Source organism: Vibrio sp. 10N.286.52.C3 (assembly GCF_041468865.1).
Taxonomy (GTDB): domain Bacteria; phylum Pseudomonadota; class Gammaproteobacteria; order Enterobacterales; family Vibrionaceae; genus Vibrio; species Vibrio crassostreae_C.
The window spans coordinates 48,682-72,895 of sequence record NZ_JBFRJM010000022.1 but is presented as its reverse complement, the minus strand read 5'-3'; the positions used below and the strand labels follow the sequence as shown (position 1 = coordinate 72,895).

The following is a 24,214-nucleotide window of genomic DNA, read 5'->3' as shown; positions in this document are numbered from 1 at the left end:
TATCTCGTATCTCGTATCTCAAATATCTTTTCTTCCACGCACAAAAAAGAGCACCGAAGTGCCCTTATTAGATTTTAAGCTAGCTATTAATAACTAACGATTATTGCCATATAGCTGAAAGTGAATCCATCAGGCCGCTCGTTGCACCTTGTGACTGCAGTGCTTGAAGAATGATGGGTGCAAATGTTGTAACCATTGATGGATCCATACCTAATCCAGAAAACGCACTTTCAACGGCACCTTGTGAGCTTAGTAGCGATGATAGCCCCGTAGACTCAAGGCTCGACATGCCTGGAATAAGTGTCGCGAGTTCTTTGTTGTCGGCTGTGCCAAGTGAGTTTTGTGCAAGGGCCAACATTGAACCAATACCGCCAACTGCTTGGTCGCTGGTAACAGAAGCTTGGTCAGCTACCGTATCCACAAGTGGTGTTGTTTCGTTCTGCTGAGACCACATATTCACTGCTGCCATTAGTGCAGTTTGTGATAGTTGGGAATAGTTGGTATCTGATGATGAACTGGTTTGTTCAGAGTCGCTAGTGCTAGCGCAAGAGACAACAGCAAGGCTGCTTAAAACTGTGATGAGTACTTTCTTCATTATTCGTCCTTAAGTAATAAAGTAATTTACTCTTTCACTATAAACGAAAAACGGCGATGTAGTCACATCGCCGTTGGATTATTTCAATTTTATTTGCCAATAGTATTTTGTTTTACTAAAGGTTTTTATAAAAATTAAAGAATAGCTAGAAGTTCTACTTCAAATACTAGAGCAGCAAATGGTGGGATTGCAGCACCTGCGCCACGCTCACCGTATGCTAGATCTTGAGGGATGTATAGCTTCCACTTAGAGCCAACAGGCATCATTTGTAGAGCTTGTACCCAACCTTGAATTACGCCAGTTACAGGGAATTCAGCAGGTTGACCGCGAGATACAGAGCTGTCGAAAACAGTACCGTCAGTTAGTTCGCCGTGGTAGTGAACACGTACTTGCTTGTCTGCAGTTGGGATTTCGCCAGTACCTTCAGTTAGTACTTCGTACTGAAGACCAGACTCAAGAACCGTTACTTCTGAACGAAGAGCGTTGTCAGCTAGGAAAGCTTCGCCGTCAGCAGCAGCAGCTTTAGCTAGTTCTTGACGTGCAGCTTCACCGCGAGTGTGTAGCTCTTGTAGTGCGTTGTTGATTTCGTCAACTTCGATAGCTGGCATGTCGCCAACTAGAGCTGTTGCGATACCAGCAGCGATTGCGTCAACGTTTAGGCCTTCAAGACCAGAACCAGCAAGTTGTTGGCCCATTTGTAGACCGATACCGTAGCTAGCTTTTTGCTCTACAGTTTCAAATTTTACTTCAGACATGAAAAGTCACTCTTTTTGTCAGTACGAAAAGGGTAAGAATACCAGTATTAGCAGCGTGAAGAAACGGCTAGTCCCTGATCACTTGCGCTTTACCGTGCCCAAATCACAGCCATGTCAATTTTCTCGCTTTGGGCCTTGTTGTGACGGAAAGATCTATACTGTTGGTACTTTGGTTTTTATACTGTAGTTATTCAATGTATAGGACGCAGTGGTATGAATCGTCGTCAAAAGAAAAAACAGAAAGTTGACCACTTAGCAGAATTCAAGGATCGACTGAATAAGGTCAAAGAGAAATTGAGTTCGATCGATGTGAAGAAATTGAAAACCTCGACAGCGCAAACTTGGGGCTCATTGCCGAAGTTACACCAAAGACTGTTGATGGTGATTTCTCCGATCGTACTGATATTACTTTTTGTGCCGCTACCAGAACCTAAAGTAGACACAGCTCCAACAACATCGCGCGTTGAGCTTGAAATAAACACCGTCGGCTTAAGCGAACAGCAAAATGCCAAGAGCAGTTCATCAGAACCGAGTAACAAAAATTGGCAGGAGTACCTTGTTAAGCAAGGGGATACGTTAGCGCAGGTTTTTCGAAACAACGATTTGCCATTGTCTGACTTGAATGCGTTAGTGCGTATTGAAGGTGCAGATAAGCCACTCAGTCAGATTCGTAAAGGCCAACTGGTTCGTTTCAAACTTGCTGAAACTGGGCAGTTGGACATTCTTCAGCTAGAGAAAGGCGATACTTCGGTGATGTTCTTCCGCTTATCCGATGGTGGCTTTGGTCGCAGTAAGTAGATGAACAGTAAGCCTGAGTTAAAGCGCTTTGCTAGACACAGATAAACGATAGAAAAGAGCTAAGCATTAGCTCTTTTTTTTGGTCGCTTGAAAGGGGCGAGTGGCAAGATGATAAGCATGATTCCGATAAAGGTTAATGTATCCGGAATCTCATCGAACCATATTGCACCTATTAGCGCGACAAACACCAATCCTGAATACTCAGCCAAGGCAATTTGGCTAGAGTGTGCTTTTTGATAGGCAGCAACCGCAAGGCCGTTGTAACTTAAGATTAGCGTCGCACTCAGGGCTATGTATCCCAAATGCTCCACAGACACTGGCTGCCAGTATAAGAAGCACAGTACTAATGAGGCTGGAATAGAGAATAAGGTTGTCCACCACAGCGTAGTGACCACCGTTTGCTCACTAGGAAGCTTTCTTACGAGTACATTAAATAGTGCTAGGGTGAGTGCTGTCCCCAAAGCAAACAGTGCCGCCCAATGAAATTGTGATGGCCTCAAGACAATCAATGCACCAATAAAACCTATGGTTGTGCCGATAACCTTGCCGAGTGCCGGTTGCTCTTTCAATAGCAACATTGAGAGCGGCAACATCAGTAAAGGCGCGACATAAAATACTGCGTTGGCGGTTGCCAAAGACAAGTGAGTGATCGCGACCACCATGCACCCACTGCCGATCAGAATTAACTGACCTCGAATGAAGGTTACCTTAGCCTGCTGTAAGCGCCGTTGTTCTTTTTTCTGCTGTAGCCACAAAGGGGTGATGATGAGCAGAGATATCAACTGTCGGAAAAAAATATACTGTAAGGGCGGTACTTCGCCATTTAACAGCTTTACCGCTACGTCGGAAAGCGAGGCAAACAAGTTACCTGCAACCAACAATAGAATACCGGCAGTGATATTCGTCATTATTTTTCTAATCTCATGTCTATATGAGGAATGTCATCTTCGAGGTACATATCCGAGATGGTGTTGAAGCCGTGGCTCGCATAGAAGTTTTCTAGGTGTTGCTGCGCGCCAATATCAATGGCCGTATTTGGCCAAAGAGCCTCGCAGCGTGTTAATGCTTCTTTTATTAATTGATGCCCCAAGCCATCACCTCTTGCTGATTGCTTGGTTGCGACTCGGCCGATGCTGGTGTTGTCGTAAGAGGTACCTGGTGGTAATAAACGTGCACACGCAACCAACTCATCATCAGAATAACCAAGCAGGTGCTCAACACCTGCGAGTGTATCTTTACCGTCGAGCTCTGGATAAGGACAAGTTTGCTCAACCACAAATACATCGACTCTTAATTTAAGTAGTTGATAAAGCTGTTGTGTTGAGAGTTCAGAAAAAGGAATTGAGTGCCAAGTGATCATGTTTACATCCAGAGATTATCGATGCTCTGAATGTACTATGCGTGATGATTGTTGGCATTAACTATTGTTAATTCGACCTTTAATTCTGCTCAGGCTGATTGCGGTGATTCCTAGATAAGCGGCAATTTGATTGTCATTTAAGCGCTGCTCAAGGTCGGGATAGTGCTCGCAGAACAGCTGATAACGTTGCTCTGGTGTATAGAGCAGCATGAAGCGTTCTTTGTTTTCCTTATGCATCAGTTGTGTTTCTAACAGCTTTAAATACAAAGGATTATTTGATGCACGCCACTCGATAACCGCATTCATTGGCAGCTCTAACATGGTGATGGGTGTCAGCGTTTCTAATAGGTAAGGAGAGGCTTGGTTCTTTATCAGACTCTCAAAGCCGATGATCCAATCTTGTTCCCAATAGAACTCTTTGCTGTATTGCTTACCATCATCAGTGAGGTAGCAGGCATGGCACAAGCCTTCAAGTACAAAGTAGATTGAACTCGCCATCTCACCTTGATTGATCAAGATGTGTCTGGTTGGCAGCTCAAGTGGCTTGGCGACAGCGAGTAGAGATTCAATCTGGCTTTCAGAGAAGTCGAAGCTTTGCAGTTGTTCGATAAAAGAGGTGTGCATGAAAATAACCTATCCCAAATAAGTGCCGAAATCATCGCACTTATTTGGAGAGAGGTACAGAGCAGGATAAATCAGAGGCGTGCGTGTTGCTCTAGGTAATCTTGAGCAAGTTCTCTGCCCATGTATTTACCTAAGGTCTTCAATGGAACCTTCTTAAGGTTCACCACAATCAAGCCATCCAAGGCATCATTAAACGATGGGTCGACATTAAAACACACCAGTTTACCGTTCATCCCTAGATATTGGCGCAGCAGTACCGGCAGGCCTTTACCTTGCTCCATGCGTGCTAACACTTTAGAGAGCAGAGGCACACTCGCCAGTGAAGAGAGCAGGTGATTTTGCCAGAACACATGACTGCTGGTATTGAGTGGTGACGAAGGTGAAACCAAATTCGCCTTTTCCTCATCATAATGGTGGATTGATAACGTGGTCGCGATCAACAGACGCGCACTGTGGCTGTAATCATTGCTGATACTGACTGGGCCGAACAGATGGGTATATTGAGGGTGACGAGACACAAAGGTCGCAATGCCTTTCCACAATAGTAACAGTGAGTTCAGGCTCTTTTGGTAAGGTTTACTTACTACCGATCGCCCAAGCTCAATGCTGTTTTCTAGAGTATCAATGAATTCTTGGTTGTAGTTAAACAGGCTACGAGAGTAGAGCTGATCAAGCCCGTGCTCAGCGATGAGTTTGTCGACCATACCGAGTCGATACGCGCCAACTAGTTCTGCCTTGGTTTTATTCCACACAAACAGTTGATGGTAGTAAAGGTCATACTCATCTAAATCACAGGCCAGCCCGCTGCCTTCTCCGACTTCTCTAAAGCTTTCTTCTCTTACTCGACCAATCTCGCGCATTAAGTTAGGAATGGATTGGCTTGGTGTGCAGTAGACCTCAAAGTTCCCTTGCTCGAGCAGTTTCATCTCTTCAGGGAGTGAGTCTATCTCTATTGATAAGACTTCTGGTGGAATAGGCGCTATCACTTGGGTATCGAAAGAGGGCGCGTGGATTGGCGTGTTCGGACTATCTTGTTGACTCATTAGATAGGTATTAAGTCGTAGGTAGTTGACGATATCCATCTCTTTTTCAAACGATTTTATCTCTGAATACGGAATCGATGAGCCAATCGAGATAGAGATAGTTGTCGCTTGTTTATTAAGAAGTTCACGCCCGAGTAGAGCGGTTCTCAACAGTGGATGAACACGACCCGCTTGATAGAAAAGCTCACTGTTCTTGCCATTGATAAAGATAGGTACCGTGGTGGCTTGGTGACGTTTGACGAATTTCGCTACCGACTTGCTCCACTCGATGTCTGTCAGTGTTTTTGCCCCTTTACGGTAGCTTGATACTTCACCTGCTGGGAATACAATCAATAGTCCACCATCAGCCAAATGACGATTGGCATCTCGAATCGCTTTGGCATTGGTGCGTTTCGATTCTTTACTGTTAAAGACATCGACACCGATGAAAAGATCATCCAGTTCAGGCAGGCGCTTAAGTAACTCATTGGCCAGCACCTTCACATCCTTTCTTACTGATCCTACGAGATCGGCAAGGATCACGCCTTCGATGGCGCCAAGCGGGTGGTTCGCCACAATCACGACAGGCCCTTCTTCCGGGATGTTTTCCGTGCTTCCCGATGCAACCGAGTAGTCGATATTGAGCGCCGACAGAGTGTAATTCATGAATTCGAAGCTAGATAACTCGTTTTTACGATCTTGGTAGAGTCGGTCTAGCTTAGATAGCCCAGTTGCCCACTCGACAACAGACTCACCTAAACCAAAAGGCGTGTAACGTGGTAAACGAAAAGGACTATCAATCATAATGAAATTACCTTACTTAATCAGTTGCGGCCAAACTTTATCGGCTTGTTGAATATGCTGTGCTTGGTCTTGTTCCCAGCGCTGCTTAATCTCTTGGTCGTAGTTGAGGTAAAGCTTGTTATCAACAATCGTCCATTGATGTGGGTCACTCGGTGCAAAGTCGCTCTTCGCTGATACTGCCCAAGCGCAATAGCCACCATATTGAGGGGCATATTTTTCAGGATTATTAACAAATAAAGTCAGATTCTTTTCAGAAGAGAAATACCAATCCGCCCCTTTGTACTCTGTGCTGAACTTCTTGCTCCCTTCAACAGGCTTCCCAGACGTGAAATAAGCCACGGTATCGTAGCCATCGAGCGCCTTACTGCTAAAGAAACCAGTGTAGATTTCATCGGCGGCAAATATGTACGGGCTAACAAGTAGCAGAACCATGGTGAATAGTTTTCTCATGATGGACTCCATCTATAGATTGATTGCGGGTGATAAATCAAAGGTAAAGCGCTGCTGATTTATCTGACATGGTTTAATGGGTTCGCATGGTGAGCCGGGTGCATAAAACATAGAGGCTTGACCATGCAGGTTACGTAAGTGTGTAAAGCTCACGGTATGTGCGTCTTCGCGATGCATACAAGTTGCTAAATGGGGCTGTTCACTGTGATGATGAGAATGAAACTTCAGTAAGTTCTGTTGATTTTTACCTGCCGCCATAAGCTGATCATATTTTGCTTGTCGGTAGGCTTGCACTCGCTCTAAATCAACACCGGATGAGAACAGTGGAGAATCAGTGTCGACTATTTTTTGTTGAATACCATCCCACATATAGGCGATAACCAGACCATTGTGTTGGGTTAGATTGGGCGCGAAAGCCAGCAAGGTAAATGGGGCAAAAAAGTGTAGGTCTAGCTTGTGAAATGCTTCAGAGAGCTGACTGATATTACGACTCGATGATAGATTTTTAAGTAGCAAACCGCGGCTGACTAACGGCCCAACGGGCACTGTGCCTTGATAGTTATTGAGTAGGCATAGCGAAAGCCCGAACTCATTAATACTTATCCAGCTACCGCCGCCAGTTGGGTCGAGTGGCATGATGATATCGACACCGTTGACTCGATATTGTCTGGGTGGCATTGCCAGTGCTCGCGTCTTTTGTTCATCACGATTAAAAAAGACCTGATAACCATTCTCTTCAAGCAGCCAAGATACTGAACACATGATTATTGCTCCCTCAGATAGCTGTTGGTGGTTGGGGCATAACCAAAGGTATTGCAGGTCTCGACGTCTAGGAAGGTGGTGATCACCTTGATCATCGCGTAATGATGATTGGCATGCAGCGCGGCAAAGGTGACCTCTCTTTCGAGTGTTGAAGGCAGGCTTGCGAACACTTGAGCATCCATCGAAACCTCAGTTTGGATCATGATAGGCGCTTCGAGATCTCGACGATCTAATCGTTCAAGCCAGTTGATCACATAGTGGATCTCTTTAACTGCAATAGAGCGGTCGTATTCGACAGGATGACCACGACGACGAGTGTTGTAATCAACTGCCTCATCCTCTTTTAAAATCAAGGCGTGAAAAAGATCCAGTGTGTGACGAGTATGTTCACCGATAGAGCTTGTAACGTGTGGCTTTGCTCGTATCAGGTAATCGCTGTCAGAAATCGCTAACAAAAACTCTAGACCCTGATTCAATATCTCTACCGCTCCCTTGATACTAGGAGAGAAAGAAGTAAGGGCGCTCGGTTGGGCTATGGGGTTCATTCATGATCCTCGTGCAAAGTTAGTCGGTAGTCGGATATTGTTGAACAAGACGTCGCTCTTCTTGCCACGCCGCAAATAAGCTCTTGAAAGAAGGGGATTGGTGGCCTCGTTGTTTTTGCTGAGCGCCAATATCAAAAAGAATGCGATATTGCAGGAGTAGCGTAGAAAATATCTCTCGTAATGGGGTGTTGCGATCCCAGATATGTCCAGCCTCACTGCTTGCGCCATTGACCTCAAGAATCGTGAAATCCTCACCGTTCATTAGGCTGTACATGTCTTTAAACTTGACGTCGAGTCGACCAAAGTGAAAGCCATCGAAGTCGTCGAATATCTCGTCTAAGCGTTCTGTTAGAGCCTGAGTGATGTATTGATTACCGTCTCGGAAGATACAGCCACGGCTATGGCTGCCTGCAAACGCGAGTTGGAACTCTTCACCCTCTGCGAGCACTTGATCCAATTTATCTTCATGCCTTGGTAGATACAGGTGACTGAGCTGCCCAGCACGCGGGCTATTTTCAATTAACTGTTTGAGTGTTGACTTGCCATCACCCATCACCATTGGCGCATATTTGAGTGTGATCGAGATGATCTCGCCTTGCTTTTTGTTTGGGTAACGAACATAGAAAACGCCAGCTTCTGCCTGATAAGGCGCCTTTTCTTGCAGTAGAAAGCGAGCGTTATTTGGGAAAGATTCAACATATTGCTCAAGTTGATCTTGTGTGTTGATCAGCTTAACGCCAACACCTCGACAACCAAGATCAGGTTTAGCCACAATCGGGAAATCAAGATCCGATTGTATGAGTGCGCTGCGCGCGTCTTCGGCTTGTTTTTTACTGCCGAGATCCGTTTTGGTTAGGGTTATAAACGGTGAGATCCAACGCTGACTTGAAGATCCGGCAAGGCTCAATATCTCATGTTTTGATTCGCCTACCATGCCGCTTAACTTAATGCTTGGATTGGCGATGAGCGGCAGCGCCCAGTCAAAGTGCCGTAACCCTTGCATCAGGCTTTGAATGACCACTGGCGTGTAGAAGAACCAAGTCGGAAGAAACTCATAAGGAGAGACACTTCGCACGGTATCTTTTTCAAGCAGAGGCATACCTGCATTAATTTGATGTGCGGGAATGATGCGAATATCTTGCGGTGAACTCATGATAGCCCTCTAGAGTAGGTTTTATTCATTAATCGATTGCCGATAAACAGCAAAACGATGGCACACGGGATGATGATCCATTGATATTCAGAGGCTTGCAGCCAGGCTGATGTCCCTAAATAGTAGATGGCAGAGAAGACAATGCCAGTCCAGAGCGCAGTTGCGCTGATGACGGCAAATAAGAAAGTAGGCAGTGGGATGGCGAAAAAGCCACTCAGAGTAAAACCAACGGTGCGTAGCCCAGGAATAAAGCGGATAACAAAAAGGCTGCTGAATGCGTTTTGGCGTAATTTGGTACGAAGCGAACGAAAGTACTTATTGGTGAGGGCTTTATATCGAACGCCTCGGAAGTAACGTCCTGATTTACCAAGGTAATAAAGACCAAGATCACCAGTGGCAATGCCAATGAAAATTGCAAGTAACGCATATTGCGGTGGGATGAGTGCTTGAGTCGCTAAACCAGCGGCCGTCACGATTGCCAGATCTTCAAGCAGGTAAGAAAGCGCGATAATGCCAAGCATCAGCCATAGCAGCGACTCCTCCCCTGAATGTAACCATGCTTGAATGCTCTCGACGGTGCCCATCAAATGTCCTTATCTATCCTATAGATGAATGGCTTACCGGCCATTCATTGAGTGTAGTAAATTAAATAGACAGGAGGAGCTCAGAAAAACTTACAGCGAATTGCTGCTTTTTTACGTTGATTGGATTCAATAGGTGATTTGAGGTGTGCGATATTAGGCGAAGAATGAGCAGGAGTTTAAGCTTCGAAAGCTGAGGCCTTACACTAAGAATTTAGATAAGAAAAGAAAAAGGCTGAGTCGTTAAACTCAGCCTTTTAGAAGGTTAACTATTGATTACTAGAGTAATCTATTTAGTTAGATCAATTTGGTAAACGCCGAAACCAACATCGTCAGTGGCAACACGTTTCATTGGGTATTGACCCTTCTCTTTAATGAACTGTGCCGCTTTCTCACTTGGCGACGTTTCAAAGCGGATATCTAGCTTTTTATCCGTTTTGATTGGTGCGAATGACCAGTTGTTGTCAGCTGTTGGGCTCACTTGGCCTTGCTCTTTGCTTACGCGAGAGATGTAGTTCGCCAGTACAGTACGGTTCTCATCTGGTGCATCAAATGCGATGAAGTCTTCACCTGTGCCTGGGAATTTAGCGCTGTAAGCTCGGTAGTTGTTGGTTGCGATCAGGAAGTCTTGCTTCATGTCGATTGGCTTACCTTGGTAAGTTAGGCCAACAATACGCTGAGAATCAGGGTTAACCACTTTACAGTTTGCATCGTATTTCGCAGGCTGAGTTACGTCGATTTGGTAATCCACACCGTCGATAACATCGAAGTTGTAAGTACGGAAGTTATCCCACTCAATCAGCTGTTGTGGTGCTGTTGAGTTCACATCGATTTGGTTGAATTGGCCAGCAGAACACTCAAGCCACTCTTTTACTTCGTGACCTGTTACCTTCATTGCAACTAGCGTGTTCGGGTAAAGGTATAAGTCAGCCGCGTTACGGAATGTCAGTTGGCCAGATTCAACCTCAGTGAAGTTCGCTGGGTCATTCTTACGGCCACCGGCTTTGAATGGCGCAGCAGCAGAAAGTACTGGTGTACCGTCTAGGTCTGGGTCACCTTGGATGAACTGTTCAACGTAATCTTTCTGTGCAAGGTTAACAATCTGCACTGTTGGATCGTCTTGTACTAGAGACAGGAAGCTGTACATCACGTCGTCTGCTTTACCAATTGGTTGGTTAACAAACTCACGAGTACCTGCGTGGTCTTTTTCTAGTGCTGTTACGATGCCTTCATCAGCATCTGCAAGTGATTTCTTCTCGATCTTGTCGTAGATAGGGCGTGCTTCTGATTGGCCTTTTACTACTTCCCACTTACCGTCTTTTTGTGCAAGTGTTAGGTCCATAACACCAACGTGGCTACCCCAACGACCAGGCATTACTGCTGCAACGCCGTTCATTGTGCCAGTTTCGTTGTCGATGCCTTGAATGTCATCAAAACCTTTACCTGGGAACACTGCGTGAGAGTGGCCGAATGCGATTGCATCGATGCCGTCTACTTCAGATAGGTAGAACGTTGAGTTCTCTTCGCCATTTTTGTATGGGTCCGTTGATACGCCTGAGTGAGGGATAGCAACGATAACTTCAGCGCCTTCCGCTTTCATTTGAGGCACTAACTCGTTAGCTGTCTCAATGATATCGCGAGCGATTACTTTACCTTCAAGGTTCTTCTTATCCCACGTCATGATTTGTGGTGGAACGAAACCGATGTAGCCGACTTTTACTTCATGCTCTACGCCTGCAGTATCTTCAAACGTGTGCGTCTTGATGATGTAAGGTGTGAAGTAGTGTTCTTTGGTTTTTGCGTCGTAAACGTTAGCACTGATGTACGGGAAATCAGCGTCGTTGATTGACTCTTCTAGGAAATCAAGACCGTAGTTGAATTCGTGGTTACCTAGGTTTGCAGCGTCGTAGCTTAGCTGGTTCATAGCTTTGTATGCAGGGTGAACTTCACCCGCTTCGATGCCTTTGTCTGCCATGTAGTCACCCATTGGGCTACCTTGCAGCAAGTCACCGTTATCAACTAATACGCTGTTGGTTACTTCGTTTTGAGCTTCTTTTACTAGAGTTGCAGTACGTGCTAAGCCGATTTTTTTCGATGGCTTGTCTTTGTAGTAATCGTAATCCATTAGGTTGGTATGGATGTCCGTTGTCTCTACGACACGTAGTTTAATCACTTCATCGGTATCTGGTGTTGTTGTACAGCCTGCTAGAGTCAAACCAAGACCCGCAAGCACAGCCAATGACAAAGGTTTCATTGCAACTTTCATTTTGTAGCTCCAAAGTGGATAGTAGAAAATTCGTTGCGTAATGTAACAAAATGGAATGAAACAATGATTACAACGAATGTCAATTCGTGACTTAGATCGATTACTTTATGGTGTTCTGCAAGACGCCTCCCAAACCTGATTAATCGATGTGCAACTGATATCGATAATATTAGTCCATTCATTTCACCTGCTTATCGGTAAATTCAATCCCTTATCAGCTTTTCGAATAAAAAATGAAATTTTAGAATTTCCAGTAATATGAGAGGCTCGTCATAATGCCTATATCAAGGACGTATCAGGCAGATGAATAGCAAGGATAGCTCAAAACGAAGCTTCTGTTTTCTTCTAGTGCCAATACTCCCATTCACTCAAGTGGATGAGTTAAATCCCTTGCTTGGCAAGACCAAGTAATGAATTGCTCGTAACGCGAGCCTTAAAGGAAGCACTGAAATGGACCAAGAACGTTTAACCCACCTAAAACAGCTCGAAGCGGAAAGTATTCATATTATCCGTGAAGTAGCGGCTGAGTTTGATAACCCAGTGATGATGTACTCCATCGGAAAAGATTCTTCTGTGATGCTTCATTTAGCTCGCAAAGCGTTTTATCCAGGCAAGATTCCATTCCCGCTATTGCATGTAGATACGGATTGGAAATTCCGCGAGATGATTGAGTTTCGTGATCGTACGGCTAAAAAGTACGGCTTCGACCTTTTAGTACATAAGAACCCAGAAGGTATTGAGATGGGTTGTAGCCCATTTGTACATGGTTCTTCGAAGCACACTGACATCATGAAAACACAGGGCCTTAAGCAGGCGTTAAACAAGTATGGGTTCGATGCGGCTTTTGGTGGTGCGCGTCGTGATGAAGAAAAATCTCGTGCGAAAGAACGTGTTTATTCTTTCCGTGATAAGAACCATACGTGGGATCCAAAAAACCAGCGTCCAGAGCTTTGGCACACCTACAACGGTCAGGTTAATAAGGGCGAAAGCATTCGTGTCTTCCCGCTATCTAATTGGACTGAGCTCGATATCTGGCAATACATCTATCTAGAGAGCATCGATATTGTTCCACTTTACCTTTCAGACAAACGCCCTGTAGTTGAGCGTGATGGCATGCTGATCATGGTTGATGATGACCGTATGGAGCTGCAAGAAGGTGAAGTGATTGAAGAGAAAAGCGTTCGTTTTCGTACTTTAGGCTGTTACCCATTAACCGGAGCGGTTGAATCTGAGGCGAATACGCTAACAGGCATTATTGAAGAAATGCTGGTGGCGACGTCTAGTGAGCGTCAAGGTCGAGCGATTGACCATGATCAGTCGGGCTCTATGGAGCTGAAAAAGCGCCAAGGTTATTTCTAAGAATCTAAGGAAAGAAAAATGAATAGTGCAGTAGAAGCCGAATTGGCTGAACTAGGGATTGAAGGTTATCTAAGTCAGCATCAGCATAAATCTATGCTTAGATTTTTAACTTGTGGCTCGGTAGATGACGGTAAAAGTACGTTAATCGGTCGCTTGCTCCATGATACAAAACAGATTTATGAAGATCAGCTAGCAGCGGTTCACTCGGATAGCCAACGAGTGGGTACCACAGGTGAGAAGCCTGATTTAGCACTGCTTGTTGATGGCTTGCAGGCTGAGCGTGAGCAAGGGATTACGATCGATGTGGCTTATCGTTACTTCTCGACTCAAAAGCGTAAATTCATTATTGCTGATACCCCAGGGCATGAGCAGTACACGCGCAACATGGCAACAGGCGCTTCAACGTGTGATCTGGCTGTGATCTTGATTGATGCTCGTAAGGGCGTTCTGGATCAAACCCGTCGTCACTCGTTTATTTCTAACCTACTTGGTTTGAAGCATTTCATCGTCGCAGTCAACAAAATGGATCTGGTGGATTACGCGCAAGATCGTTTTGAAGAAATTCGCGATCAATATCTAGAGTTTGCAGAAAACCTAGAAGGCGAAACCAATATTCAGATCTTGCCAGTATCGGCGCTTGAAGGCATCAACGTTGCTGCACCAAGTAAAGAGCTTGCATGGTTCGAAGGCCCATCTCTGCTAGAAGTGTTAGAGAACGTCGACATTGACCAAAAGCGTTCGGCAGGTGAATTCCGATTCCCAGTTCAGTACGTCAATCGTCCTAACTTAGACTTCCGCGGTTTTGCTGGCACCGTTGCCTCTGGCCGTGTCAGTGTCGGTGATGAAATCAAGGCGCTGCCGTCGGGTAAAACCTCTAAGGTTGCACGCATTGTAACTTTTGATGGTGATTTGGAGTCTGCGCAAGCGGGCTTGGCAGTAACACTGACCCTTGAAGATGAGATTGATATCAGTCGTGGTGATTTGATTGTGCTAGAAAACGCGCAGATTGAATCCACTAACCACGTATTGGCTGACATCGTGTGGATGACAGAGCAACCATTGCAACCGGGCAAAGCTTACGACATCAAGATCGCAGGCAAGAAAACCGTTGGTCAGGTTGAAACGGTTCGTCACCAATACGACATCAACAACCTATCGACTCACGCTGTCGATGAGTTGCCATTGAATGGCATTGGCTTGTGTGAATGGTCACTGAACGAGACTGTCGCGCTGGATAAATACCGTGAAAGTGCCGATACCGGTGGCTTCATCGTTATCGACCGACTAACCAACGTGACGGTTGGCGCGGGTTTGATTCGAGACCGTTTGGACTCTGTTGAACAGCAAGTCGGTAACTTCTCTGCATTTGAACTTGAGTTCAACGCATTGGTTCGCAAACATTTCCCTCATTGGGATGCCAAAGATCTAAGCCAACTACTGAAGTCATAAACGACCAAGTAACAGCTTATTGAATCAGGCGGAAACCGATCGTTTCCGCCATAAAGGACGAGTATATGTGGCAACAAGGATTTGTATTAGCGATTTTGCTCGGCATCATTACTTGCCTGCTCGTTACCCGTATTAAGCCAAGCTTTATATTTGCTGGCGCGGCGTTTATTGCTTTTATGGCTGGCATGATCGACTTGTCGAGCTTAGCCAATAACTTCACTAACTCCTCGTTACTGACTTTAATTCTTCTTATCCTCGCATCAAGTGCGTTGGAGAAAACTCGCTTAATCAGTTGGGTTAGCCGCAATATCTCTGAAGGTAGGCTAGGCACCGTGGTTGCGAAGTTGGGTATTTCCACAGCGTTACTTTCTTCTTTTACCAATAACACGGCAGTGGTGGTTTCTTTGATCGGTGCGATCAAACGTAATCAACAGCACGCGCCATCTAAGTTACTTATCCCTTTGTCATACGCTGCCATTTTAGGTGGCACCCTGACATTGATCGGCACATCAACCAACTTGATCATCAATAGCTTTGTTGAAGATGCCGGATTGCCGAGCTTAAACTTTTTCACACCCACCTTGATCGGTTTAGCTGTTTTGATCGGCGGCGTGTTGATCCTTATTCCTCTTAGCTATTTTTTACCCAGCTACGATGATGGTTCTCAAGATGATCTGCCTTACTTTTTAGAAGCCAGAGTGGAGCCGGGCTCACCGTTAGTTGGTCGCAGCGTAAGTGAAAACAACCTCAGAGCATTGAGAAAACTGTTCTTAGCGGAAGTGATTCGAGACGGTAAGACCACCGCATCTATTGACCCTGATTTTATTCTTCAAGCTCGCGACCGATTGCTGTTTTGTGGTGATGTAGAGAGTGTTGCAACACTGCAAGAAATCCAAGGTTTAACCCTGTTTGGTCAGCATCATTTGAATGGCCAGAGCTTTGTTGAAGTGGTGGTGAGTTCGTCGGCAAGCTTCTGTAACAAAACCCTGAAAACCAGCCAATTTAGAGATCGTTTCGATGCGGTTGTGGTTGCTATTCGTCGTGGCCATGAACGCCTAGAAGGTGGGCTAGGGAATATCACATTGACCGCTGGTGATACCTTGATTTTGGTTCCAGGTAAACGCTTTGAAGAACAGCGCCAACAACACAACAAAGAGTTTGTGTTGATGAATGACTTAGATTCGAGTGCCAAGCTTGATGCCGACAAATCGACGTTCGTGTTGCTCGGCTTTGCTAGCGTGATTGGTTTAGCCCTTATCGATGCAGTACCGATTATCAAAGGCTTAGCTGGTTTTCTACTGTTGCTGGTGGCATTTGGCGTGGTGCAACTGGGTGAGCTCCGCCGCCGTTTCCCAGTCGATATTGTGGTGATCGTGGGCTCTGCACTTTCTATTGCTCAACTGATGATTTCATCGGGTTTATCTGAGCGGATGGGGCTGATGTTTATGGAGGCGTTTAATGGCTGGGGCGTATTCGGTGCGTTAGTTGCTACCTACTTTATGACTTTGGTTTTGACAGAGCTGGTGACCAATAATGCGGCTGCAGCACTCTCATTTCCGATTGGCTACAGTATGGCAGTAGGTTATGGCGTTGACCCTATGCCGTTCATCATGGCGGTACTGTTTGGTGCCAGTGCCAGTTTTATCTCTCCATACGGCTACCAAACCAACTTACTTGTTTATAGCGTAGGTAATTACCATTTAACGGATTATCTGCGTATCGGCATTCCAATCTCGATTGTATATTCGGGCTTGGTGCTGACCCTAATTCCTTATTTTTTCCCATTTTAATGCTGTTTATTTAAAGGACTAATTATGACCGCAGTACTCAAACCCAAAGATGAGAATATTGTGTGGCATCAACACTCGATTGATAAAACATTTCGCGCGGATCTGAAATCACAAAAGCCAGCCGTGCTCTGGTTCACGGGGTTGTCTGGTTCTGGTAAATCGACAGTCGCTGGAGCATTAGAAAATCGCTTGGCACAGCTTGGTTACCATACTTATTTATTGGATGGCGACAATGTGCGTCATGGATTATGTAGTGACCTTGGCTTCTCTGAGCAAGATCGTCGAGAGAACATCCGTCGTATTGGTGAGCTTGCTAAATTGATGGCAGATGCAGGCTTGATCGTGTTGTCAGCCTTTATTTCTCCGCATCAAGCTGAAAGGCAACTCGTGAGAGATTTATTGCCGGAAGGTGAGTTTCTTGAGGTGTTCGTCAATACGCCATTAGAGGTTTGCGAACAGCGTGATCCTAAAGGTCTGTATAAGAAAGCACGTGCCGGAGAAATCCCGAACTTCACAGGTATTAGTTCAGTGTACGAAGCGCCTCTGAACCCTGAGATTGATCTACCTGCAGGTGAGAAGACACTCGATGAATTGGTCGAACTGTGTATTGATGCGTTGGAGAAGCGAAATATTTTAGCCAATTGAGATCGTTGGTACGACTAAGGCTGTTCACTTACTTATCGACTTATTCATGACTGATAAGTAGTACAGCCTTGGTTTACCGAGACAAGAAACCTATCCCCTAGATTCTCTTTATTCCTCTCTATACTTCACTTTTTACACCGTCTATTTTAGCTCCGTCGAGTGTCTAGACGGTGTAATTTACGCTGCTTTTCACTTCTGTCTGTACTGTGAATTTCTGGCTCAATAGTGCAATCAGTTGATCGTAATACTGCGTGTTTGGCTTGTTACCGAGCAAGGTACAAAGCTCATTGCCTGTAGGGCTGAATCGGTAGTAAACCAGCTTCACGCCTTTTGATAATGGTGCCAGTGACATGCTCTTACCTTGATAGGTTAGGTGCAGGGCTGGATCGAAATCAATCTCTCCGGATTCTAATTCTGTGCCCAGAATAATCCCGAGCTCTATCAAGTGGAGCAAGCTGGAGTAGGGCAGGTTGTGCCCACCAAGGTTGATGGTGTTGGTGGTGTCCCTTTTGCCAAAGTTGAATAGCCCAGCATGAGATTTAAAGCCGAGTAAGAGCTTTCTGCTGTTATCGCTACCAAAGCTACAACCCAGTGATGCTGCCCTTTGTAGGGTTAACGCTTCTTTTGGTGTCATGTCTTTTAAGATTTGCAGTGCCTTCATCGACGTCGAGCCTGGGTTGGTGACTTCTCGTTTCAGTACTTGAGCCCATAGCCTCTGCATCGATGTATTGTGGATCTCTTGTGCCATGTCGAAGAAACGGTATAACCAGTCCTGATCCGGGTCTCCAGCCGCTTCATCCTTACATGAAGAGTGCGCCAACTTTAGAATCTGTTCTAGGTTTTTTTGGCGAAGCTCTCTACGTTTTTTCTCTCGCAATAGTGCCCGTTCGATAAGCGTACTCTCAGCTTTATCCTTTGGCTTGGCACTATGACTAATTAAGGAATCGAGGCCGAAGCTTTGTGCGATGTGCAGCATTCTGCTGGCACTGTCGGCAATATGAGGCTTTTTCTCATGCTTATGCTGTGTGTCGCTAGCATGCTCAATGATCACTGGCTGTTTGGTTTTTGACATAAGAGTACCGTTAGGAGACGACTCAAAACCAATCGTAGTAAATAATTGCTCAGCCTAGCTTGTTAAAACGCTTGATAACTGAGCTACAATTTTTGATTGTAGAATAACTACTTATCAAAAAGCTCCGCCTTGTTCTCAAGGCTTTTTCCTACGCTATTTCTGAACACTTACTTATTGTGATTGGTATAACTGTCTAAAATGTAACTCTTTATCTTATTGGTGGCTAGATTTTGCGAGCATAGTTGAAGGTTTCAACAAAATTTTACTTTTGTTAATGATAATAAAATGTTAAATTTGTTGTAATTCTCAAGGAGGAGTTATGAATCAAGTCAATGATAACAAGCTGAAGAAACAGCTTAGTATAGGGTTATTACTCGCGATTTATGTCGCTGTTCTAGCTTACTTATCTAATTACATCGCGTAATTCAGAAGAAAATTATCGTTATTAAACTGTTATTGAATGATCACACTCGTTCAGTGACGGCAGCTCATCCTTGAGCCACCCTTCTAATGACTACATGTCGTCATACTCTTCAATCGCAGTACCTTCAATAAGATAACCGGTTTGCGCTAAGTCATGGCTGATTGACTCAGTTTTCAGCGTTCCGACCAAATAGATCACATCCCATAACTGCTGTATTGGTGCACCTTTCGGGAACTTCACGTAGATGATTTGGTTCGGTGGCGGCGGTGGCACGTGGATACATGCGCCAAAGTACGGTACCAGCAGAAACTCAGTGATCATATTCTCATCACCTTCCAATGGAATCACAAAGCCAGGAATCTTCACTGTGCTGCCATTCAGCTCTGGGCGAACAGCACCAAGTGTCGATTGTTGAGGTTTGTCCATACTATTGTGGTCAACCATCGGCATACCAAATGAATCTAGCTGAGCACGTTCTGATTCTGGAATCAAATCAATCCATTCAAGTGTTAATACCGATTCGTCATTCTGAGTGGTTTCAGCGTGAGCTGTACTGATAAATGGGAACAGAAGTAGCCCAAGTATCAGTAGGAATTTGCGTTGCATCGTAGGTTCCTATTTTAGATTCGAATCGTCATGCCATCAGACAATGACTGGCGGTAAGCCCTGAAAGCGGGAATAAAGCCGATAATGATTCCGGCAACTTGTACCAGCATAAGCAGTTTCCACTCATGCGGTGTGATTGCGGATATCGATATGTTGATACCATAACTTTGTTGCACAATAGGAGCAACTACTGCGATCAGCGCAAACAGCACTGCAACACCTAATGTAATGCCAAGGAAGGTTAGTGCACTGGCTTCACTGATCAGTAAACCAAACACATGACGAGGTCTTGCGCCCATCGCACGTAGGATAGCCATCTCTCGACGCCTTTCTTGCAAGCTAGTGAGTAGGCTACTGAGCATACCCAATAATCCGGCGACAACAACAAACCCTGAAACAATCAGTAATGCTTGTTCTGCTACAGCCATCATTCCCCACAATTCGTGAAGCGCAATGCCCGGCATAATGGCGCTTAAAGGTTCTTGGCGGTAGTTATTGATTTCTCGTTGCAGTGCGAAGGTTTGGATCTTCGATTTAAGGCCAACCATCATCGCGGTAATCTGCTTCGGTTGGAAGTCACGTTGCTTTAGCGCTTCAGCATTCGGTGTGTGCCCGAGGTTGGCACCTGATTCCCAGCCAACATGAATTGCTTCGATTGCCTCTAGCGATACGTGTACGGTTTTGTCTACTGGTGTTCCTGTTGGCGCGAGTATTCCCACAATCTTGAAGGGCAGATTATCGTGACGGCTAAACGCAACATCACTGATACCGTGCGCAAGAATGATTTGATCACCTATTTTGTAATCTAGCTTCTTCGCGACGTCGGCACCAATCACTACGTCAAATAGCTGATTAAACTCTTTGCCTTGCTGAAAAGTAAGTGGTTGCTTACTTCCATAGCGATAATTCTCGAAGTAGCTATGGTTCGTGCCCATTACGCGGAAGCCTTTATGTGAATCACCCAATGAGATTGGGATCGCCCACTTTACTGCGTTGTGCTGGCTAAATTCTTCATAGCTTTTCCAGTCGATGTTGTTGGTCGCATTACCGATTCTAAATACGGAATAAAGCAGCAGGTTTACCTGACCAGAGCGGCCACCGACGATAAGGTCAGTACCTGAAATCGTATTGGCGAAGCTGCTCTTAGCTTCGGTTCTTACACGTTCCACACCGAGTAATAGAATGACGGATACAGCCACAGTGAGAATAGTTAGAATGGCTGTGGCTTTACGGTTGAGTACGCTTTTTAAGGCTAAGTGAGTAATTACTTTCATACGACAACCTTAGCTTGGTTAACGGTTTTTAAATCTATGGTTCGAGTGAACAACTTTTCTAGTGTTGGATCATGGCTAACAAAGATAAGAGTAGAACCTGCCTGGTTGGCTTGTTCTAACAACAGTTCGATAAAAGCTTCTCGGTTGTCATGATCCAAAGCCGAGGTTGGCTCGTCGGCAATAATGATTTTGGGTTGGCCGATCAAAGCACGAGCGGCAGCAACACGTTGTTGTTGACCGATGCTCAACTCGGTAACGGGCTTGTCCATTAAAGCTTGAGGTAGCTTTAATCGGAGTAACAACTCTCGAGCCGTCTCTTGTAAGCTTTTCTGGCTTTCAGCGACTTGCTGTTTACGAATCTGTGAAAACTGGCAAGGAAGCGTCACGTTATCGATAACTGATAGATAAGGAAGCAGGTTAAATTGTTGGAAAATATAACCAATATGATCGGCTCTGAATTTATCTCTTTGACGAGGTGTAAGCTGAGTGAGGTCTTGATCAAGGATAGAGACTTCTCCTTGCTCAGCTTGGTTGATTCCGGTCAGTAGCCCTAACAAAGTTGATTTTCCACAACCACTTGGTCCTTTAATAAAAAGGTGCTCTTGGGCTTGGATGTGAAGAGAGGGGATCTCTAGCGTTGGTGGTAATTCAGGCTTCCAACGAAAGCTGATATTTTCGAGTTTGACCACAAGTGATGAACTGTCAGAAGACATGCTAGCTCCAATAATTAAAGCGGTGTATCTACTGGACAGTAATTTGAAACATAAATTCCCAGGAACACACCGATTTGAACAGCCAAGTAAGCGATGACTTACCTGGCTGTTTATTTTACGTTTAATCCGATCTATGAGTGATTAGAATCGGAAACTAATACGCTCTGCGTTAAGCACTTCTTGTACTTGAGCTGTGTCTGTTAGTAGGTTCACCGTCATTTTTTCAGTGTTGCTGAACTTAGAGAACCACTGAGTGCTAACTGTGTCTAGCTTAGCAACATCTGAACATTCATAGTGGTACTCAACAGTGAACTCACCGTGGCCACCTTCTGAGTGATCGTGGTGGTCGTGACCTTCGTGGTCATCATGATCGTGCTCAGCGTGGTCATGGTCTTTGTGGTCATCATGATCGTGTTCAGCGTGGTCATGGTCTTTGTGGTCGTCATGATCGTGTTCAGCGTGATCATGGTCTTTGTGGTCGCCATAACCGTGTTCCGCATGGTCATGGCCTTCATGGTCGTTATGACCGCCTTCTAAGGTGTTTGCTACTGACTTGAACTTCAGAGTACAACTCGCATTGTTAAAACTAAACAGCTCTTCTGGCTTGTTTAATTGTGCGATAGCCTGTTCAAACACTTTCTTCTGTTCTGCAGTTTCTGGAGCATGTTCAAACCCAACCACATCAGCGCCGGGAGCTGTCACTTCAACAAGCAATTCTTGCCCATCTTGCGCGATGTTTACTTCAACTTGGCCATGTACGTGTGCATCATGAGAGCGGAATTCTTCGTTAGCTAGAACATTTGTAGAGACAGTCATGCCGATAACAACGGCTAAAAAAGTAGGTTTCATGTTTTTTCCTGAATAAAGGTTAATTAAAAAGTAGTGGTAATTAAGCGATATTTACAGGAGGTGAGCGTGCCAAATAAGCGAAATATAGCCACTGTAGTGAAGTTACTGACTCTGTAATAGCGACAGTAAATTCCGAATGGAACTCTGGAATCTGTGGTAGTGAGTGCGCTGTGATGAACTGATTAAGCGAAAACAGCTCACAATGGTGTGAAGTGTGGTGCTCTGGTGCGATATCCACAATGTGTGTTGCGGCTAACACGCTTAACATGAGCATAAGCCCAAGCAAGAAGCCTGTTTTGCGTTTCACATTGTTGGGTGTGTTTTGCCACATCAGGATGATTAACCACAGAATTAAAAAAAGGATACTGTTATAATATAACAATATCCTTTGGTTAGGTCTCGAAAAAGACGCGAATATCTTATTAAAGGCTCGCTTTAATCAACTCAATGACTTGAGTGACTTCTGATTCGTTTAATGCACCTTCTTTTACAAACAAGATTTTACCTTGCTTGTCTTGAACGATAATCGCTGAGCTTTCTTCTTTTAGAGCCCATGTTGACGCAACGGCGCCGTCTTCATCTAGGACCATAGAAGACCATGGAAATTCTTCTTTGCTGCTTTCGGCAGACGACTTAACAAAAGACCCAGTACCCCAAATCGCATCATCTTGGTTGATGATAGTGGTGGTTTGGTAGCTGTCTTCTGAGAATTTCGATGCGGTAATGGCTGCCATCAGTGGTGCGTTGAGCTCTTTAGAGCTGCTGCGGCCAGCGATAGCTTGAACGACGCGAACTTTACCTAGAAGATCATTGGTTGCCCAAGCTTGATATCCAGTATTTCCGTCGTTTAGAACAATCTCACCATAGTTACTCACATCGACGGCAGGCAGGGTAGCGCCTACTGATAGGTTGTGAGCATTGGCGAAGAGTGGAGAGGCTGCGGCTAGAAAAGCCAGTAGAGTTTTGTTTTTCATTATATTTTTGTTCCGCTTATTGGTTTGCACAGGAAGTATAATATGAAATTTGAAAAATGCCTCTTTAACTTTTTTATCGTACGACGTAGAAAGAAGTTGCAGGCTTGTTACCAAAAGGTATAATGCATCAATATCAAGATGAACAATAGATTATCTTGCTGTTTGCTAAAGGAATTAGCGATTAAATGTGCTTTGAACAGCGACGCTGTTCAGGTATGTGACTGTAGTACTCAAATGGAATTGAGGTTGTATTATGTTAAGAAAATTTTCTACTTACCGTCCACGTCAGGTGGCGCGTTTCGTTAAAGTCCTGTTCAAAGGCCAATTTGCTATTGAAGGTGTTGGAGAGTTTCGCTTCGACCAAGGCAAGGTGCTACTTCCTGAAGTTTCAGACAAACAAAAGCTCACTATTTTTAAAGAAGTTAACGGCACCATTGCAGCGTTGCCGGTGTAACTGAGCTTTATCGATTTGTCTTGCACCGAATAGATTAACAATGAAAAGGGCTTCCTGATGGAAGCCCTTTTTTTAATGGATGTTGTTCTAGCTTGTATGCCTAACGCACATTATTGCGGAGGGAAGCACACACCCGTACCGCCCAACCCACAGTAACCGTTAGGGTTTTTGGCTAGGTATTGTTGGTGGTAGGTTTCTGCGAAAAAATATTTTCCAGCAGGCAGAACTTCCGTCGTGATCTCGTTGCCTAAAGATTCAGTCATTGCTCGTTGATATTCACGTTTAGAGTGCTCAGCGATAGATTGTTGTTCTTCACTGAAGGTGTAAATCGCAGAACGGTACTGAGTCCCTAAATCGTTGCCTTGGCGCATCCCTTGAGTTGGGTCATGACGCTCCCAAAAGGTTTCAAGTATTCGAGCTAGAGAGGTTTGTTCACTATCAAATATGACACGAACGACCTCGGTATGGCCGGTTTGCCCAGTACATACTTGTTCATAAGTGGGATTAACTGTGTATCCGCCAGCGTAACCAACGGATGTTGAAATAACGCCATCCAATTGCCAAAACAAACGCTCAGCTCCCCAGAAGCACCCCATACCAAACAGGACTTCTTGTTGAGAGCCCGTGGGTGCATCGAGCAGGTCGGTTTGATTGACGAAATGGCGCTCAGTGATTCGAATTGGGTCAGCATTTCCCGGTAGTGCGGTTGCTGCAGAAACCAGTTGTTGTTTGTTTAGCATGTTATATTCCTTTTCGCATACGTTTACCGCGCTGGCTTTTATTTAACGTGGGTTCATATTAACTGTTGGTCAATATTGAATAAGTCTTTAAATTAGACCGTGTTATTCCAGGATTTATTACAGACTCAATGCCTATTTAGCGGTATTATT

The 24,214-nt window shown here is 44.9% G+C and carries 26 protein-coding genes; 6 read left to right on the top strand and 20 right to left on the bottom strand.

Features of this window, described 5'->3' with window-relative positions; translation table 11 throughout:
* Positions 1-100 precede the first annotated feature (100 nt).
* Positions 101-595 carry a DUF2780 domain-containing protein gene (locus AB4138_RS09635; RefSeq protein WP_017058875.1) on the bottom strand — a complete coding sequence of 165 codons (495 nt, stop codon included), beginning with the start codon at positions 593-595 and terminating at the stop codon, positions 101-103.
* Positions 596-729: 134 nt separating this feature from the next.
* A complete protein-coding gene (locus AB4138_RS09630; protein ID WP_008220519.1) occupies positions 730-1,350 on the bottom strand; it encodes an FKBP-type peptidyl-prolyl cis-trans isomerase in 621 nt (206 codons plus the stop codon).
* Positions 1,351-1,563: 213 nt separating this feature from the next.
* Here AB4138_RS09630 and AB4138_RS09625 point away from each other — a divergent pair, with 213 nt between their 5' ends.
* The gene (locus tag AB4138_RS09625; protein WP_059022215.1) at positions 1,564-2,148 is read left to right on the top strand and encodes a LysM-like peptidoglycan-binding domain-containing protein; all 585 of its coding nucleotides are present in this window, start codon (positions 1,564-1,566) and stop codon (positions 2,146-2,148) included.
* Between the two features lie 59 nt (positions 2,149-2,207).
* On the opposite strand, the gene AB4138_RS09620 is transcribed toward AB4138_RS09625, so the two are convergent.
* From AB4138_RS09620 to AB4138_RS09575, 10 genes are all read right to left on the bottom strand, one after another.
* Complete coding sequence (locus tag AB4138_RS09620; RefSeq protein ID WP_017058877.1) at positions 2,208-3,056, bottom strand: DMT family transporter; 849 nt, start codon at positions 3,054-3,056, stop codon at positions 2,208-2,210.
* Entirely contained in the window at positions 3,056-3,508 is a 453-nt protein-coding gene (locus AB4138_RS09615; RefSeq protein WP_017068023.1) for a GNAT family N-acetyltransferase, read from the bottom strand. Before AB4138_RS09615 ends, AB4138_RS09620 begins: the two co-directional genes overlap by 1 nt.
* 57 nt (positions 3,509-3,565) lie before the next feature.
* Positions 3,566-4,132 (bottom strand): Crp/Fnr family transcriptional regulator, encoded by a 567-nt coding sequence (locus tag AB4138_RS09610; protein WP_017067547.1) that lies wholly within the window; start codon positions 4,130-4,132, stop codon positions 3,566-3,568.
* Positions 4,133-4,203: 71 nt separating this feature from the next.
* Positions 4,204-5,958, bottom strand: coding sequence for a lysophospholipid acyltransferase family protein (locus AB4138_RS09605; RefSeq protein ID WP_372305812.1), 1,755 nt, complete (start codon positions 5,956-5,958; stop codon positions 4,204-4,206).
* Between the two features lie 12 nt (positions 5,959-5,970).
* A complete protein-coding gene (locus AB4138_RS09600) occupies positions 5,971-6,408 on the bottom strand; it encodes a YHS domain-containing (seleno)protein (RefSeq protein WP_372305810.1) in 438 nt (145 codons plus the stop codon).
* Positions 6,409-6,420: 12 nt separating this feature from the next.
* On the bottom strand, positions 6,421-7,170 hold the full coding sequence (locus AB4138_RS09595; protein ID WP_372305807.1) for an NRDE family protein: 750 nt from the start codon (positions 7,168-7,170) through the stop codon (positions 6,421-6,423).
* A gap of 2 nt (positions 7,171-7,172) precedes the next feature.
* Positions 7,173-7,715: a hypothetical protein gene (locus tag AB4138_RS09590; protein ID WP_372305804.1), complete on the bottom strand. Its 543-nt coding sequence runs from the start codon at positions 7,713-7,715 to the stop codon at positions 7,173-7,175.
* A 19-nt stretch (positions 7,716-7,734) separates the two neighbouring features.
* Positions 7,735-8,868, bottom strand: a complete 1,134-nt coding sequence (locus AB4138_RS09585) for a D-alanine--D-alanine ligase (RefSeq protein WP_372305802.1) — start codon at positions 8,866-8,868, stop codon at positions 7,735-7,737.
* Positions 8,865-9,452 (bottom strand): DedA family protein, encoded by a 588-nt coding sequence (locus AB4138_RS09580; RefSeq protein ID WP_017071303.1) that lies wholly within the window; start codon positions 9,450-9,452, stop codon positions 8,865-8,867. The genes AB4138_RS09585 and AB4138_RS09580 overlap by 4 nt, the downstream gene beginning before the upstream one ends.
* Before the next feature lie 286 nt (positions 9,453-9,738).
* Positions 9,739-11,715, bottom strand: coding sequence for a bifunctional 2',3'-cyclic-nucleotide 2'-phosphodiesterase/3'-nucleotidase (locus AB4138_RS09575; RefSeq protein ID WP_372305799.1), 1,977 nt, complete (start codon positions 11,713-11,715; stop codon positions 9,739-9,741).
* Between the two features lie 414 nt (positions 11,716-12,129).
* Here AB4138_RS09575 and cysD point away from each other — a divergent pair, with 414 nt between their 5' ends.
* The 4 genes from cysD (at position 12,130) to cysC (ending at position 16,958) form a co-directional block, all read left to right on the top strand.
* Positions 12,130-13,074: a sulfate adenylyltransferase subunit CysD gene (gene cysD, locus AB4138_RS09570; RefSeq protein WP_226088532.1), complete on the top strand. Its 945-nt coding sequence runs from the start codon at positions 12,130-12,132 to the stop codon at positions 13,072-13,074.
* Positions 13,075-13,092: 18 nt separating this feature from the next.
* Positions 13,093-14,523 carry a sulfate adenylyltransferase subunit CysN gene (gene cysN, locus AB4138_RS09565; protein ID WP_372305797.1) on the top strand — a complete coding sequence of 477 codons (1,431 nt, stop codon included), beginning with the start codon at positions 13,093-13,095 and terminating at the stop codon, positions 14,521-14,523.
* A 65-nt stretch (positions 14,524-14,588) separates the two neighbouring features.
* On the top strand, positions 14,589-16,313 hold the full coding sequence (locus AB4138_RS09560) for an SLC13 family permease (RefSeq protein WP_017058888.1): 1,725 nt from the start codon (positions 14,589-14,591) through the stop codon (positions 16,311-16,313).
* A 24-nt stretch (positions 16,314-16,337) separates the two neighbouring features.
* Positions 16,338-16,958: an adenylyl-sulfate kinase gene (cysC, locus tag AB4138_RS09555; protein ID WP_372305794.1), complete on the top strand. Its 621-nt coding sequence runs from the start codon at positions 16,338-16,340 to the stop codon at positions 16,956-16,958.
* Between the two features lie 163 nt (positions 16,959-17,121).
* Here cysC and AB4138_RS09550 read toward each other — a convergent pair whose 3' ends face one another.
* From AB4138_RS09550 to AB4138_RS09520, 7 genes are all read right to left on the bottom strand, one after another.
* On the bottom strand, positions 17,122-18,030 hold the full coding sequence (locus AB4138_RS09550) for a TIGR03899 family protein (RefSeq protein WP_017069397.1): 909 nt from the start codon (positions 18,028-18,030) through the stop codon (positions 17,122-17,124).
* A gap of 514 nt (positions 18,031-18,544) precedes the next feature.
* Complete coding sequence (locus AB4138_RS09545) at positions 18,545-19,060, bottom strand: DUF3299 domain-containing protein (protein WP_017058892.1); 516 nt, start codon at positions 19,058-19,060, stop codon at positions 18,545-18,547.
* A 14-nt stretch (positions 19,061-19,074) separates the two neighbouring features.
* Positions 19,075-20,334, bottom strand: coding sequence for an ABC transporter permease (locus AB4138_RS09540; RefSeq protein ID WP_017058893.1), 1,260 nt, complete (start codon positions 20,332-20,334; stop codon positions 19,075-19,077).
* Entirely contained in the window at positions 20,331-21,047 is a 717-nt protein-coding gene (locus tag AB4138_RS09535; protein WP_017058894.1) for an ABC transporter ATP-binding protein, read from the bottom strand. Before AB4138_RS09535 ends, AB4138_RS09540 begins: the two co-directional genes overlap by 4 nt.
* 141 nt (positions 21,048-21,188) lie before the next feature.
* Positions 21,189-21,896 (bottom strand): DUF2796 domain-containing protein, encoded by a 708-nt coding sequence (locus AB4138_RS09530; RefSeq protein WP_372148590.1) that lies wholly within the window; start codon positions 21,894-21,896, stop codon positions 21,189-21,191.
* A 40-nt stretch (positions 21,897-21,936) separates the two neighbouring features.
* Entirely contained in the window at positions 21,937-22,227 is a 291-nt protein-coding gene (locus tag AB4138_RS09525) for a DUF2607 family protein (RefSeq protein ID WP_372305792.1), read from the bottom strand.
* Positions 22,228-22,318: 91 nt separating this feature from the next.
* The gene (locus AB4138_RS09520; RefSeq protein WP_017063723.1) at positions 22,319-22,870 is read right to left on the bottom strand and encodes a YtfJ family protein; all 552 of its coding nucleotides are present in this window, start codon (positions 22,868-22,870) and stop codon (positions 22,319-22,321) included.
* A gap of 253 nt (positions 22,871-23,123) precedes the next feature.
* On the opposite strand from AB4138_RS09520, the gene AB4138_RS09515 reads away from it, so the two are divergent.
* Positions 23,124-23,324, top strand: a complete 201-nt coding sequence (locus tag AB4138_RS09515; RefSeq protein ID WP_017058898.1) for a DUF1107 family protein — start codon at positions 23,124-23,126, stop codon at positions 23,322-23,324.
* Positions 23,325-23,434: 110 nt separating this feature from the next.
* Here the strand turns inward: AB4138_RS09515 and msrA are convergent, their stop codons facing one another.
* Positions 23,435-24,064, bottom strand: a complete 630-nt coding sequence (msrA, locus tag AB4138_RS09510; RefSeq protein ID WP_017058899.1) for a peptide-methionine (S)-S-oxide reductase MsrA — start codon at positions 24,062-24,064, stop codon at positions 23,435-23,437.
* Positions 24,065-24,214 lie beyond the last annotated feature (150 nt).

Bases quoted from the DNA above. Each gene is read 5' to 3' on its own strand.
- AB4138_RS09635 (WP_017058875.1), bottom strand. From the start codon at position 595: ATGAAGAAAGTACTCATCACAGTTTTAAGCAGCCTTGCTGTTGTCTCT.
- AB4138_RS09630 (WP_008220519.1), bottom strand. From the start codon at position 1,350: ATGTCTGAAGTAAAATTTGAAACTGTAGAGCAAAAAGCTAGCTACGGT.
- AB4138_RS09625 (WP_059022215.1), top strand. From the start codon at position 1,564: ATGAATCGTCGTCAAAAGAAAAAACAGAAAGTTGACCACTTAGCAGAA.
- AB4138_RS09620 (WP_017058877.1), bottom strand. From the start codon at position 3,056: ATGACGAATATCACTGCCGGTATTCTATTGTTGGTTGCAGGTAACTTG.
- AB4138_RS09615 (WP_017068023.1), bottom strand. From the start codon at position 3,508: ATGATCACTTGGCACTCAATTCCTTTTTCTGAACTCTCAACACAACAG.
- AB4138_RS09610 (WP_017067547.1), bottom strand. From the start codon at position 4,132: ATGCACACCTCTTTTATCGAACAACTGCAAAGCTTCGACTTCTCTGAA.
- AB4138_RS09605 (WP_372305812.1), bottom strand. From the start codon at position 5,958: ATGATTGATAGTCCTTTTCGTTTACCACGTTACACGCCTTTTGGTTTA.
- AB4138_RS09600 (WP_372305810.1), bottom strand. From the start codon at position 6,408: ATGAGAAAACTATTCACCATGGTTCTGCTACTTGTTAGCCCGTACATA.
- AB4138_RS09595 (WP_372305807.1), bottom strand. From the start codon at position 7,170: ATGTGTTCAGTATCTTGGCTGCTTGAAGAGAATGGTTATCAGGTCTTT.
- AB4138_RS09590 (WP_372305804.1), bottom strand. From the start codon at position 7,715: ATGAACCCCATAGCCCAACCGAGCGCCCTTACTTCTTTCTCTCCTAGT.
- AB4138_RS09585 (WP_372305802.1), bottom strand. From the start codon at position 8,868: ATGAGTTCACCGCAAGATATTCGCATCATTCCCGCACATCAAATTAAT.
- AB4138_RS09580 (WP_017071303.1), bottom strand. From the start codon at position 9,452: ATGGGCACCGTCGAGAGCATTCAAGCATGGTTACATTCAGGGGAGGAG.
- AB4138_RS09575 (WP_372305799.1), bottom strand. From the start codon at position 11,715: ATGAAAGTTGCAATGAAACCTTTGTCATTGGCTGTGCTTGCGGGTCTT.
- cysN (WP_372305797.1), top strand. From the start codon at position 13,093: ATGAATAGTGCAGTAGAAGCCGAATTGGCTGAACTAGGGATTGAAGGT.
- AB4138_RS09560 (WP_017058888.1), top strand. From the start codon at position 14,589: ATGTGGCAACAAGGATTTGTATTAGCGATTTTGCTCGGCATCATTACT.
- cysC (WP_372305794.1), top strand. From the start codon at position 16,338: ATGACCGCAGTACTCAAACCCAAAGATGAGAATATTGTGTGGCATCAA.
- AB4138_RS09550 (WP_017069397.1), bottom strand. From the start codon at position 18,030: ATGTCAAAAACCAAACAGCCAGTGATCATTGAGCATGCTAGCGACACA.
- AB4138_RS09545 (WP_017058892.1), bottom strand. From the start codon at position 19,060: ATGCAACGCAAATTCCTACTGATACTTGGGCTACTTCTGTTCCCATTT.
- AB4138_RS09540 (WP_017058893.1), bottom strand. From the start codon at position 20,334: ATGAAAGTAATTACTCACTTAGCCTTAAAAAGCGTACTCAACCGTAAA.
- AB4138_RS09535 (WP_017058894.1), bottom strand. From the start codon at position 21,047: ATGTCTTCTGACAGTTCATCACTTGTGGTCAAACTCGAAAATATCAGC.
- AB4138_RS09530 (WP_372148590.1), bottom strand. From the start codon at position 21,896: ATGAAACCTACTTTTTTAGCCGTTGTTATCGGCATGACTGTCTCTACA.
- AB4138_RS09525 (WP_372305792.1), bottom strand. From the start codon at position 22,227: ATGTGGCAAAACACACCCAACAATGTGAAACGCAAAACAGGCTTCTTG.
- AB4138_RS09520 (WP_017063723.1), bottom strand. From the start codon at position 22,870: ATGAAAAACAAAACTCTACTGGCTTTTCTAGCCGCAGCCTCTCCACTC.
- AB4138_RS09515 (WP_017058898.1), top strand. From the start codon at position 23,124: ATGTTAAGAAAATTTTCTACTTACCGTCCACGTCAGGTGGCGCGTTTC.
- msrA (WP_017058899.1), bottom strand. From the start codon at position 24,064: ATGCTAAACAAACAACAACTGGTTTCTGCAGCAACCGCACTACCGGGA.